Origin of the sequence: Streptomyces sp. NRRL F-4489, assembly GCF_001509485.1 — a bacterium.
GTDB lineage: Bacteria > Actinomycetota > Actinomycetes > Streptomycetales > Streptomycetaceae > Streptomyces.
On record NZ_LLZI01000042.1, the window covers coordinates 1 to 12,526 of the forward strand.

At 74.2% G+C, this 12,526-nt stretch carries 9 protein-coding genes; 5 read left to right on the plus strand and 4 right to left on the minus strand.

The window, feature by feature from the left end:
- Nucleotides 1–147: 147 nt before the first annotated feature.
- From ADL22_RS05905 to mtnA, 4 genes are read right to left on the minus strand one after another with little or no spacing between them, the layout of a single operon-like run.
- Complete coding sequence (locus ADL22_RS05905) at nt 148–2,043, minus strand: LpqB family beta-propeller domain-containing protein (protein WP_079063869.1); 1,896 nt, start codon at nt 2,041–2,043, stop codon at nt 148–150.
- Nucleotides 2,033–4,240, minus strand: coding sequence for an MtrAB system histidine kinase MtrB (gene mtrB, locus ADL22_RS05910; protein ID WP_199836225.1), 2,208 nt, complete (start codon nt 4,238–4,240; stop codon nt 2,033–2,035). The genes ADL22_RS05905 and mtrB overlap by 11 nt, the downstream gene beginning before the upstream one ends.
- A 1-nt stretch (nt 4,241) precedes the next feature.
- Nucleotides 4,242–4,919, minus strand: coding sequence for a two-component system response regulator MtrA (gene mtrA / locus ADL22_RS05915; RefSeq protein WP_018542117.1), 678 nt, complete (start codon nt 4,917–4,919; stop codon nt 4,242–4,244).
- The gene (gene mtnA, locus ADL22_RS05920; protein ID WP_066974371.1) at nt 4,916–6,088 is read right to left on the minus strand and encodes an S-methyl-5-thioribose-1-phosphate isomerase; all 1,173 of its coding nucleotides are present in this window, start codon (nt 6,086–6,088) and stop codon (nt 4,916–4,918) included. The genes mtrA and mtnA overlap by 4 nt, the downstream gene beginning before the upstream one ends.
- Nucleotides 6,089–6,240: 152 nt before the next feature.
- Between mtnA and ADL22_RS05925 the strand changes: the two genes are divergently transcribed.
- The 5 genes from ADL22_RS05925 to ADL22_RS05945 are packed head-to-tail and all read left to right on the plus strand — an operon-like array spanning nt 6,241 to nt 12,106.
- Complete coding sequence (locus ADL22_RS05925; protein ID WP_066974373.1) at nt 6,241–7,914, plus strand: DUF7544 domain-containing protein; 1,674 nt, start codon at nt 6,241–6,243, stop codon at nt 7,912–7,914.
- Between the two features lie 4 nt (nt 7,915–7,918).
- Nucleotides 7,919–8,611 carry a DUF4129 domain-containing protein gene (locus ADL22_RS05930; RefSeq protein WP_066974375.1) on the plus strand — a complete coding sequence of 231 codons (693 nt, stop codon included), beginning with the start codon at nt 7,919–7,921 and terminating at the stop codon, nt 8,609–8,611.
- On the plus strand, nt 8,608–9,840 hold the full coding sequence (locus ADL22_RS05935) for a DUF4350 domain-containing protein (protein ID WP_066974377.1): 1,233 nt from the start codon (nt 8,608–8,610) through the stop codon (nt 9,838–9,840). The genes ADL22_RS05930 and ADL22_RS05935 overlap by 4 nt, the downstream gene beginning before the upstream one ends.
- Nucleotides 9,821–10,786, plus strand: a complete 966-nt coding sequence (locus ADL22_RS05940) for an AAA family ATPase (protein WP_066974379.1) — start codon at nt 9,821–9,823, stop codon at nt 10,784–10,786. Before ADL22_RS05935 ends, ADL22_RS05940 begins: the two co-directional genes overlap by 20 nt.
- A gap of 9 nt (nt 10,787–10,795) precedes the next feature.
- Nucleotides 10,796–12,106 (plus strand): DUF58 domain-containing protein, encoded by a 1,311-nt coding sequence (locus tag ADL22_RS05945; protein WP_066974381.1) that lies wholly within the window; start codon nt 10,796–10,798, stop codon nt 12,104–12,106.
- Nucleotides 12,107–12,526 lie beyond the last annotated feature (420 nt).

Below are 12,526 nucleotides of genomic sequence, written 5' to 3' on the forward strand. Positions count from 1 at the left end.
ACCGACCACCACCACGACCGCGACCCCAGCCACACCCACAGCCACGATCACGCCGGCAACCACGCCTCACAGCCGCCGACCACAACAAGCCGGCCACCGCCCGCAACGACCGCCCGCCAGCCCCCTCCGCCGACGCCCGACGTCCCCTCACCCCGGATAAACCGGCGCCGTCCCATCCTTCGCCACGGTCTTCCAGTTCGCGTCCGGAGGCAGCCGCACGATGCCCTCCGTCGCGTCCGCGATCAGCGGGCGGGTCTCGTCCTCCGAGGCCGCCACGGCCTTGACGCCGTTGACGCCGGGCAGCGTCTGCGCGTCCGACGCCGAGCCGTCGGTCTCCATGAACTGCATCTGCTGCACCCCGCCGGCCTCCCGGCCGACGACCACCAGCCGGCTGCCGCCCGCCCAGGACGCCGCCACCACGTCCTCCAGCTGGGGCGCGATCGGCCGCAGCTCCTGCACCGACAGCACCGGGTGCACCGAGGTGCCGTCCCGTTCGACCCGGCCGAGCTGGAGCGTCGTCCGGCCCTTGTCCTCCACCAGGACCGCGATCCGGACCCCGTCCGCGGCCACCTTGATCGCCTTGATCCGCCGGTCGCCGAGGCCGGGTACCGAGACCTCCTCGGGGTCGCCCTTGCCCTCGCGCATCCGCAGCAGCCGCGACCGGTGCGCGTCGCGGTCGGCGATCCACAGGTCGCCCAGCCCGTCCCAGCTCGGCGCGGTCAGCCCCTCGTCGGCGTTCTTGGCCGCGCCGGCGCTGGTCAGCAGCGGCCCGCCGCGCTCGGCGCCGTCCTCCAGACCGGCCACGTACAGATACTTGCCGTCGGCCGACACCCCGGCCGCGGCCGTCTCACCGTGCGAGATGGCCACCGACCGCAGCGGGGTCTTGCCGGTCCCGAACGGCCCGCGCACCGGCGCCGGCCGGCTCGCCGAGTCCGACATCGCGACGACGCGGTTCTCGGCGTCGATGAAGTATTCCCGGCCGGAGTGCCCGGTGCGGCCCGGCGCGGAGAAGTCCCGGTCGGCCTGGTCCTGCGTCAGCGTGCACAGCGAGTTGCCCTTGGGGTCCTGGAGCTCCACCTCGCTGATCTTCGAGGCGCGCGTCATGTCCTGGACGGTGAAGAAGAGCTGAGCGGCCATCCGCTTGCACTGGTCGGTGTCGGTGTTCACCGCCTGCTTGCTGAGCTTGACCTGGAGGGCGTTGGAGTCGTCGAGCGCCAGGTCGTGGGCGGCGAGCCGGGTCCCGGGCGGGAACGCCGAACTGGTCACGCGGTTCAGCCAGTCGGTGGGCCCGGTCAGCAGCGCCTCCACGCTGGACGTGATCGGCTTTATTCGCTGCCGCAGGTAGACCGGGTCGGCGACGAGCACGTTCTTGCCGGCCTTGGGGTCGTCCGACTCGGACTTGTAGGACGCGAAGTAGTACTTGTTGACGGAGCGGTAGATCCGCTGGAAGTCGGACTGGCCCAGCACCAGCCCGTCCGGCAGCCGGTCGATGCGCCACTGGTCCCCCTCCTTGATGAGGTGGATGGTCGCGCGGTACGGCTGCTCCTCCGGGGTGTACGCGTGGTTGGCGTCCACCGTGGCCACCTGGCTGCCGGAGAGCGTGACGGTGTAGCCGTTCGCGTCCTCCCGGCTCGGGTGCGCCTCCGGTTCGGACTTGGGCCGCTCCTGGAGGACGTTGGTGACGAGGAACGGCCGCCAGGTCTGCTTCGCCGACTTGGCCAGATACATCCGCGCGGTGCGGAAGTCCGCCTCGTCGCTGGTGGTGGCGTCGAGGAAGCTGCGCACGATGTTGGTGGGCTGGGCGCCGTCCTGCGGGGGTACGCCGTAGACCCGGACCTGCGAGTCGCCGTCGGAGCGCGGCGGTTGGTCGACGGCGGTGACATCGCCGCTGTCCGGCATCGACGCGCAGCCGGCGAGCAGTACGCCCGCGCAGCTCAGCAGGACGGCCGTACGCCCCCGGCGCGCGGCCGCGCCACCGCGCGCCGTCCGCCCGGGGCCCCGTACGCCGCGCGCCGCGCGCCGCTCCTCGTGCTCAGTGCCCACGCCGCCCGCCTTCCCGCTCGGTGCCCTCTGCCGCGTCGCGCTCCGTACCGCCTACGGCCTCCCGCCCGGCCCGGCCGGCGGCCGCATCAGCAGCTGACGTACCAACGACTGACGCACCACCAACTGCCGTACCGCCGACCGCGTCACCGCCAGCGCCGCCCGTCACCACGGGAACTGACGCTCCGTCACCTTCCGTGCCGCCCCGGCCCCTTACGCCCTCACTCGCCCGCGCGCCACCCTGCCGCGGCCCCGCACCCGCCCCACCGGACGAGCCCGCCGACGCCTCCGCAGAGCGCCCCGCCCCCTGCTCCTCACCCCCGCGGACCTGCGCCGGAACGGCGGGCGGCGCCGCGCGCCCGGGACCGGTGCGCGGCCGCCCGTCCCCGCCCCGGCCGCGATTGCGCCGGGAGTCCTCGGGCTCCAGGGGTATCGGGGAACCGCGCAGCGGCTCGCCGGCCGTCCGGGGCAGCGTCAGCCGGAACTGCGACCCGCCGCCCGGCTCGCCCCACGCCTGCAGCCAGCCGCCGTGCAGCCGGGCGTCCTCGATGGCGATGGAGAGGCCGAGGCCGGTGCCGCCGGTCGTCCGGGCCCGGGCCGGGTCCGCGCGCCAGAAGCGGTTGAAGACCCGGGTGGCCTCGCCGGGCTTGAGGCCGACGCCGTAGTCCCGGACCGCGACGGCCACCGCGCCGTCGCTGCGGCCGCCCGCGGACGCCAGCCGGACCACGACATCGCGGCCCTCGCCGTGCTCGACGGCGTTGACGACGAGGTTGCGCAGGATCCGCTCCACCCGCCGGGGGTCGGCCTCGGCCATGACGGGGTGGTCGGCGCCGCGCACCACGATGCGGCTGCCCTTGCGCTCGGCGAGCGGTTCGGCGCCCTCGATGACGCGGTGCACCACATCGCGCAGATCGACCGGCTCGGCCTCCAGGGCCGCGGCGCCCGCGTCGAACCGGCTGATCTCCAGCAGCTCGGCGAGCAGCGACTCGAAGCGGTCGAGCTGGCCGCGCAGCAGCTCCGCGGAGCGCGCGGTGGCCGGGTCGAACTCGTCCCGCACCTCGTGGATGACGTCCGCGGCCATCCGTACGGTGGTGAGCGGCGTGCGCAGCTCGTGCGAGACGTCGGAGACGAAGCGGCGCTGCATCCGGGACAGCTCCTCCAGCTGCTGGATCTTCAGCTGGAGGTTCTGCGCCATCTTGTTGAAGGACTCGCCGAGCCGGGCGATGTCGTCCTCGCCGGTGACCTTCATCCGCTCCTGGAGGAGGCCGGCGGCCAGCCGCTCGGAGATCCCGGCGGCCATCCGTACGGGCGTGACGACCTGCCGGACCACCAGCCAGGCGATGGCGCCGAGCAGGATCACCACGAACACCCCGGCGGTGGCCAGTGTCCCGGTGACCAGCTTGAGGGACTCCGCTTCCTGACTGAACGGGAAGAGGTAGTAGAGCTGGTACTGGTTGCCGTTGATGTCGTTGAGGCGCTTGCCGATGATCAGCGCGGGCACCCCGTCGTTGGAGCCGATGCGCTTGATCTGGGTGTACTGGCGGAAGGTGCCGGGCTTGCTGTCCAGCTTCCGCCGGAGCTCGACGGGGACGCTCCGCTCGGGATCGACGTCCCCGGAGGCGCGGGGTCCGCGGGTGCCGGGGGTGGAGTCGCCGAACGGCTCGTCGGAGTCGGAGCTGAGCGCGACGACGGAGAAGACGCCCTGGCCGCCGCTGGCGAGCTGCTCGACCAGGCTGGTCAGCCAGGTCGCGGAGTCCTGGCTGCCGCGGCTGGCGGTGCGGTTGGTGTCGTCGGGGCGGTTGTCGTCACCGCCGTCCGCCAGCTTCCGGGCCACCTCGAAACCGCCGACCGCCTGGCTCTGGGCGGCCTGGGCCTTGGCGGTGAGCAGGCCGTTGCGGACCTGCCCGACGACCACGACGCCGAGCAGCAGCACCACGGCCAGCGACATCAGCAGGGTGGTGGCGACTACCCGCAGCTGGATGTTGCGCCGCCACAGCCGCAGCGCGGGCAGCAGCGGCCGCCGCACCCAGCGGCTGAAGAGCCGCAGCAGCGGGTGGACCGGCCCGCTCACCGCGCCGTCGGGCAGCAGCTGCCCGCCGCGCAGCAAACGCGCCGCCAACCGATCCGAAAAGGACATTTCACCCGCCGGGTCGACGGTGCGCCCCCGCTGTCCCCCCGGGGCCGAACCGTCCCGCGTCATCTCAGCTGGGCCCGGCCTTGTAGCCGACCCCGCGCACCGTCACCACGATCTCCGGACGCTCCGGATCCCGCTCGACCTTGGAGCGCAGCCGCTGCACATGGACGTTGACCAGCCGGGTGTCGGCCGCGTGCCGGTAGCCCCAGACCTGCTCCAGCAGCACCTCGCGGGTGAACACCTGCCACGGCTTGCGCGCCAGCGCCACCAGCAGGTCGAACTCCAGCGGGGTCAGCGCGATCGACTGCCCGTCCCGCTTCACGGAGTGCCCGGCCACGTCGATGACCAGGTCACCGATGGCCAGCTGCTCGGGCGCCGGCTCCTCCGAGCGGCGCAGCCGCGCCCGGATCCGGGCGACCAGCTCCTTGGGCTTGAACGGCTTGACGACATAGTCGTCCGCGCCCGATTCGAGCCCGACGACCACGTCGACCGTGTCGCTCTTGGCGGTCAGCATGACGATCGGCACACCCGACTCGGCACGGATCAGCCGGCAGACCTCGATGCCGTCCCGTCCGGGCAGCATCAGGTCGAGCAGCACGAGGTCGGGCTTGGTCTCGCGGAACGCGGCGAGCGCCTTGTCCCCGTCCGACACGAACGACGGTTCAAAGCCCTCGCCACGCAGCACAATGCCGAGCATCTCTGCCAGTGCGGTGTCGTCGTCGACGACCAGGACGCGTCCCTTCATTCGGCCATCATCCCATTACCTGATCGTGACGTTCTCCATCGTGAGGGGGAACACATCTCCGCCAGCCCCTCCCGGGTCACCGGCGACACCACTCCGGCCTCGGTGACGATCGCCGTCACCAGCTCGGCCGGAGTGACGTCGAACGCCGGGTTGTAGGCCGGCGCGCCCGGCGGCGCCACCGGTATCCCGGCGCCGGCCTCCGCCCCGGCGCCCGCCGGACGCGGCAGCGAGAACTCCGTCACCTCCTGCCCGGGCCGCTGCTCCACCTCGATATCGCTCCCCCTCTCGGTCTCCGGATCCACCGTGCTGGTCGGCGCCACCACCACGAACGGAACGCCGTGGTGGCGGGCGAGCACCGCCAGCGGATAGCTGCCGATCTTGTTGGCCACCGCGCCGTCCGCGGCGATCCGGTCGGCCCCGATCAGCACCGCGTCCACCTCACCGGCCGCGAACAGCGACCCCGCGGCACCGTCCGCCAGCACCGTGTACGCCATCCCGGCCCGCGCCGCCTCGTACGCGGTCAGCCGCGCGCCCTGGAGCAGCGGACGGGTCTCGTCCACCCACAGCCGCCGCAGCCGGCCGGACCGGTGCGCCGCCAGCGCCACCGCCAGGGCGGTCCCCTCGCCCCCGGAGACCAGGGCACCGGTGTTGCAGTGCGTGAGGACGCGGTATCCGCCGCCCGGCACCAGCTCCTCCAGCAGCGCCCGGCCGTGCTCCGCCATCCGGGCACTGGCCTCGACGTCCTCGGCGTGCACGGCGCGCGCCTCGGCCAGCGCGGCCGCCGCCGCGTCCCCGGGCCCGTCGCCCCGGGCCACCGCCGCGCGGTACGCCGCGGCCGCGCGCCGCACGCCGTACCCCAGATTGACCGCGGTCGGCCGGGCGTGCGCCAGCGCCTCGGCGGCGGACTCGACGTCGAAACCGCGCGCCGCGGCCAGCGCCACGCCGTACGCGCCCGCGATCCCCAGCAGCGGCGCACCGCGCACCGCCAGCGTCCGGATCGCCCACACCAGCGCCGGCACGTCCGTGCAGACCAGTTCCGCTTCCTCGGCCGGCAGCCGGGTCTGGTCGAGAAGGACCACGACGGGCCCCTCGGGCGGCTCCTCCCACCGCAGTGACGGGGTCGCGGGCGGCACCTCGGCCGCCTCCGGTACCTCGCTGTGCTCAGCCATTCCCTCAGTCTGCCGCCCACCACCCTCCGAACAGAAGGTCCCCTTCCTCCCAGGGCACGGGTACACAGCGCCATCGGCCATGACACGATGACAGGCACCGCGGACCCCGGACCCCGGCCGCCCCGGCGGACGGGCAGCAAGAAGGAGCGACGATGAACAACTCTCCGGGCTGGGCCTCGCCCGGATCCGCCCCCTCCGACGAGCCGGACCGCGGCACCCCGGAGCAGCCCGCCCAGCCATCCGCCGCGGACGACCGCCCGGGCGCCGGCGAGCAGCCCGCCCCGCCGAACTGGTCCAGCAACCAGCCGCCCGCCGGCCAGTGGACCGCCCCGGCCGGCGTCCCCGGCCAGGCCGGCCCCGGCGGCACCGCCCCGGGCACCGGGGACCGCGCCCGCGCCTCCGCCGGAACGGGCCACGGCGGCTGGGCCCCGCCGCCCGGCCCCGGCGGCCCGCAGGGCGCCTGGGGCGGTGGCTGGGCCGCGATACCGCCCGCCGCCAAGCCGGGTGTCATCCCGCTGCGCCCGCTCGGCGTCGGCGAGATCCTCGACGGCGCGGTCGCCACCATGCGGGCGCACTGGCGCACCGTGCTCGGCATCTCGCTGATCGTCGCGTTCGTCTCGCAGGCCACCGCCACCCTCGTCACCGGGCTCTGGCTCCCCGGCCCCACCCGCACCCCGGCGCTGGACGACGCCGGCGGTCCGCCGCTGCGCCGGGCCCTGAGCGATATGAGCGACTCGCTCGCCGGCTCCGTCCTCACCACCGTCATCGGGCTGCTCGCCACGATCGTCGCCACCGGCATGCTGACCATGGTCATCAGCCGGTCCGTACTGGGCCGCCCGGTGACCGCCGGGGACGCCTGGCGCGATGCCCGCGGCCGGCTCCCGCGGCTGCTGGGCCTGCTCCTGCTGCTGCCCCTGATATTCTTCGCGATCTTCGCGGTCGCCCTGACCCCGGGCGTCGTCGTCAGCACCAACGGGCCGGCCGGTGCCGGACTGCTGCTCGTCCTGCTCGGCCTGCTCGCCGGCGGGGTCGTGAGCATCTGGCTGGGGGTCCGCTTCAGCCTCGCCTCCCCGGCGCTGATGCTGGAGAAGCAGGGCGTCCTGGCGTCCATGCGCCGCTCCGCCAAGCTCGTCCGGGGCTCGTGGTGGCGGGTGCTGGGCGTCCAGCTCCTCGCCTACCTGCTGACCGTCATCGTGCAGTTCATCGTCCAGATCCCGGCCACCTTCATCGCCTTCCTGGTCGGCGGCGAGTCCCTCATGGACTGGGCGAACGGCACCAGCGACGCCAGCGGCTGGCCGTTCCTGATCATCCTGGGCATCGGCGCGGTCATCAGCTCGGCGATCACCTTCCCGATCAGCGCCGGGGTCACCGCGCTGCTCTACGTCGACCAGCGGATTCGCCGCGAGGCCCTCGACCTGGAACTCGCCCGCGCCGCCGGCCTCCCCGCCTACGGCACCGAGGCCCCCACCGGCACCCCGGCCCCGCGCACCGCCCCCGACGCCGCCCTCGCAACTCCCGCCGCCCCGCAGGCCACTGACGCCCCGTCCGGCCCTCCCGCACCCCGGCAGGCGGAGCCGACAGCCCCTCAGGAAGCGGCCCCTCAGCCGACGACCGTTCAGCTGACCAAGACTCAGCCCGAACAGCCGGAGATGTCGTCGCAGGAGCCCGAGGAGGCGGCCAAGGCGTCGGACGGCAAGCCGGCGAACCCCGCGCCGGACGGCTCCCAGCCGACTCCCGACGCCGAGCCCGGCGCTCCCGGAACGGCCGCGGACGACTCCACCGGCATCCCCGGCCCGCGCCCCACCGACCCCGCGCCGGGAAGCTGATGCGGTGACCACAGGGGGGAAGACCACCGTGCTCGCGCGCCTCACCGTGCGCTCCGACGACGGCCTGCCGGTACGGATATCCCGCGTCCCCGCCCGCGAGGCGGCGGAACGCGAGTTGTCCGACCCGCGATACCACCAGCACGACCCCAACCCGATCCAGCGCGCCCTGAACTGGCTCTGGGACCGCGTCGGCGAGCTGTTCCACACAGCCGCCGGCGCGACCCCGGGCGGCTGGGCCGGCCTCCTCGCGCTCGTCGCGTTCGTCCTGCTGCTGGTCATCGCCCTGCGGCTGCGGCTCGGCGCGGTCCGCCGCACCCCCGCCACCCGCGGCTCCCTCTTCGCCGACACCCCCCGCACCGCCGCCGAACACCGCACCGCCGCCGAACGGCACGCGGCCGAGGGACGCTGGAACGAGGCGGTCCAGGACCGCATGCGCGCCCTCGTCCTCGCCCTCGAGGAGCGCGCCCTGCTCACCCCCGGCCCGGGCCGCACCGCCGACGAGGCCGCCGGCGAGGCCGGCCTGGTTCTCCCCGCGTACGCCGCCCGGCTCCGGGGCGCGGCCCGCACCTTCGACGAGGTCGCGTACGGCGGACGCCCCGGCACCGAACGGGCATACGCCCAGCTCACCGACCTCGACACCGAACTCCAGCGCGCCAAGCCCGACCTGACCGCCGCCCCGACCAGGAGCCGCGGATGACCACGGCCACCACCACCGCCACCACCGCCCCCGGCCCGACCGCGCGCCGCGTGTGGACCCGCTCCCGGGGCGTCCTGCTGGGACTGCTGATCCTCGTCCTCGCCGGCGTGACCCTCGCCGCGCTCCAGTCCGGCCAGCAGCACGGCCGCCTCGACCCCCGGTCCGCGGACCGCACCGGAAGCCGGGCACTCGCCCAGCTCCTCGCCGCCCAGGGCGTCACCACCCGCGTCGTGACCACCGCCGAGGAGGCCGCCGCCGCGGCCGGCCCGGACACCACGCTTCTCGTCACCACGCCCGACGTCCTCACCGCCGGCCAGCTCACCGCCCTGCGCACGGCCACCGCCCTCACCCCGGGCCGCACCGTGCTGCTCGCCCCCGGCCCGGCGACCCTCCAGGCCGCCGCCCCCACCGTCCAGGCCGACCCGCAGGTCGGCAACGCGCCCCGCGAGCCGGGCTGTGCGCTGCCCGCCGCCCGCCGCGCCGGCGACGTCCTCCTCGGCGGCTTCCGCTACTCCGCCACCGCCGCCTCGGCCGACCGCTGCTACGACGCCGGCGGCGGACCCACCCTGCTGCGCCTCCCGGCTCCGCCCGGCGGCCGCGACACCGTCCTCCTCGGCTCCGCCGACCTCCTCTACAACCAGCACCTCGCCGAGCGCGGCAACGCCTCGCTGGCCCTCCAACTCCTCGGCTCGCACCGCCATCTGATCTGGTACCTCCCCTCCGTCAGCGACTCGTCCGCCTCCGCCCAGGACCCTCAGCGCGGTTTCCTCGACCTCATCCCGCCCGGCTGGTACTGGGCGCTGCTCCAACTCACCCTGGCCGCCGCCTGCGCGGCCGTCTGGCGGGCCCGCCGGCTCGGCCCCCTCGTACCCGAACGGCTCCCGGTCGCCGTCCCGGCCGCCGAGACCACCGAGGGCCACGCCCGCCTCTACGAGCAGGCCCACGCCCGCGACCGCGCCTCGGCCGTTCTCCGCTCCGCGACCCGCACCCGGCTCGCCCCCCTCATCGGCGTCTCCCCCGCGCACGCCCACACCCCCGACATCCTCCTTCCGGCCATCGCCACCCACCTGGCCGCCACCACCGCCCCGGCCGACCTGCACACCCTCCTCTTCGGCCCCACCCCGGCCGACGACAAGGCCCTGGTGGCCCTGGCCGGCCAACTCGACGCACTCGAAACCTCGATCGTTTCCCAAGAGAGGCACGCACCCCGTGAGCACCCCGACCGCTGAGAGCGCCCGAGCCTCGCTGGAGGACCTGCGCACCGAGATAGCCAAGGCCGTGGTAGGCCAGGACCCCGCCGTCACCGGTCTGGTCGTCGCCCTGCTCTGCCGCGGACATGTGCTCCTCGAAGGCGTCCCCGGCGTCGCCAAGACCCTCCTCGTACGCGCCCTGTCGACCGCCCTCGAACTCGACACCAAGCGCGTTCAGTTCACCCCCGACCTGATGCCCAGTGACGTCACCGGCTCACTGGTCTACGACACCCGCAACGCCGAGTTCTCCTTCCAGCCCGGCCCGGTCTACACCAACCTCCTGCTCGCCGACGAGATCAACCGCACGCCGCCCAAGACCCAGGCGTCCCTGCTCGAAGCGATGGAAGAGCGCCAGGTCACCGTCGACGGCACACCCCGACCGCTCCCCGAGCCGTTCCTCGTGGCCGCCACGCAGAACCCCATGGAGTACGAGGGCACCTACCCTCTCCCCGAAGCCCAGCTCGACCGCTTCCTGCTGAAGCTGACGGTGTCGCTGCCCGCCCGCCAGGACGAGATCGACATCCTCACCCGCCACGCGGCCGGCTTCAGCCCCCGGGACCTCAACGCCGCGGGGCTCCGCCCCGTCGCCTCCGCCGCCGACCTCGAAGCGGCCCGGGCCGCGGTCGCCAAGACCGCCGTCTCCCCCGACGTCACCGGCTACATCGTCGATATCTGCCGTGCCACCCGCGAATCCCCCTCACTCTCCCTCGGCGTCTCCCCGCGAGGAGCCACCGCCCTGCTCTCCACCTCACGTGCCTGGGCCTGGCTCACCGGCCGCGACTACGTCACGCCCGACGACGTCAAGGCCCTCGCGCTCCCCACCCTCAGGCACCGCGTACACCTCCGGCCGGAGGCCGAGATGGAAGGAGTCACCGCTGACTCCGTCATCAACGCCGTGCTCGCTCATCTCCCCGTCCCCCGCTGAGGCGAGACCGTGGCCCTGACCGGACGCACCGCCCTCATCTCCGCGCTCGGAGCCCTGGTCGTGGGCTTCGCGCTGCCCAGCTGGCTCGGGATCCTCATCGTCCAACTCGCCTTGCTGATAGCAATCTTGTGCGATCTCGCGCTCGCCGCGCCAGTGCGAACGCTCCATTTCACCCGAACCGGTGACACAAGCGTTCGACTAACGGGCGAAGCCCACATCCACCTCACGGTCACCAACCCCGACCGCCGCCCTCTGCGCGCACAGATCCGCGACGCCTGGCCCCCAAGCTCCTTCCGCCCCGGCGACGACATCGCCGCGTCCCGCCACACCGTCCGCGTTCCCGCCGGAGAACGCCGCCGCCTGACGACGACGCTGCGCCCCACCCGCCGTGGCGACCACCACGCCGTCCGCGTCACCGTCCGCTCCTACGGCCCCCTCGGCCTGGCCGCCCGCCAGGGAAACCACCACATCCCCTGGACCCTGCGCGTCCTGCCGCCCTTCACCAGCCGCAAGCACCTCCCCGCCAAACTCGCCCGGCTCCGCGAACTCGACGGCCGCACCAGCATCCTGACCCGCGGCGAAGGCACCGAATTCGACAGCCTCCGCGACTACACCCCCGGCGACGACACCCGTTCCATCGACTGGCGCGCCACCGCCCGCCGCCAGTCCGTCGCCGTCCGCACCTGGCGCCCGGAACGCGACCGCCGCATCCTCCTCGTCCTGGAATCGGGCCGCACCTCGGCCGGCCGCGTCGGCGACATCCCCCGCCTCGACGCCGCCATGGACGCCGCACTGCTCCTGGCTGCCCTCGCCTCCCGCGCCGGCGACCACGTCGACCTGCTCGCCTACGACCGCCGGGTCCGCGCCTCCGTACAGGGCCGCACCGCCCGCGATCTCCTGCCGGCCCTCACCGACGCCCTCGCCCCCCTCGAACCGGAACTCGTCGAGGCGGACGCCCGCGGCCTGGCGGCCACCATCCACCGCCACGCCCCCCGCCGCTCCCTCATCGTCCTGTTCACCGGCCTCGACACGGCCCCGGTGGAGGAGGCCCTGCTGCCCGTCCTCCCCTCCCTCACCCAGCGCAACGAAGTGATCGTCGCGGCCGTCGCCGACCCGCGGATCGAAGAGATGGCCGCCGGCCGCCACACCCCCCAGGCCGTGTACGCGGCGGCAGCCGCCGAGCAGACCCGCGCCGCCCGCCGCCACACCGCCGACCGCCTCCGCCGCCACGGCATCACGGTCATCGACTCCACCCCGGCCCACCTCGCCCCTGACCTCGCCGACGCCTACCTCTCCCTGAAGTCCGCCGGCCGCCTCTGACGCGGCTGCACGATACGGCTACAGCGCACGGCCCCTGCCTCCCCTTGGCACCCGCCAGGAGGGCCGGGGGCCGCTGGGTCTTGCATGGGGCCTCAGGAGCCCTGCACCGCGCCTCTGCTGGGACCGCGTACCCACCTCCACCCACCCCCACCACGGGCGTATCTCCTCTGCCGCAGTACGGCCACAACGGCCTGCCCGGCCACCTGCCCCAGCTTGTACGGAGCGGAGTCTCCCCCTGAGGCACCCCGCATCCCGCATCCCACAAGCCCCTGCGTCACGTACGCCGGCACAGTCCCGCCCCTCCCCAAACCGGCCGGAACCCAACGCAAAAAAGCCTCGTTCCCCGAGACGAATCTCGGGGAACGAGGCTTTTTCTAAAAATTGTTCGGCGGCGTCCTACTCTCCCACAGGGTCCCCCCT

Bases quoted from the DNA above. Each gene is read 5' to 3' on its own strand.
- mtrB (WP_199836225.1), bottom strand. From the start codon at position 4,240: ATGACGCGGGACGGTTCGGCCCCGGGGGGACAGCGGGGGCGCACCGTC.
- mtrA (WP_018542117.1), bottom strand. From the start codon at position 4,919: ATGAAGGGACGCGTCCTGGTCGTCGACGACGACACCGCACTGGCAGAG.
- mtnA (WP_066974371.1), bottom strand. From the start codon at position 6,088: ATGGCTGAGCACAGCGAGGTACCGGAGGCGGCCGAGGTGCCGCCCGCG.
- ADL22_RS05925 (WP_066974373.1), top strand. From the start codon at position 6,241: ATGAACAACTCTCCGGGCTGGGCCTCGCCCGGATCCGCCCCCTCCGAC.
- ADL22_RS05935 (WP_066974377.1), top strand. From the start codon at position 8,608: ATGACCACGGCCACCACCACCGCCACCACCGCCCCCGGCCCGACCGCG.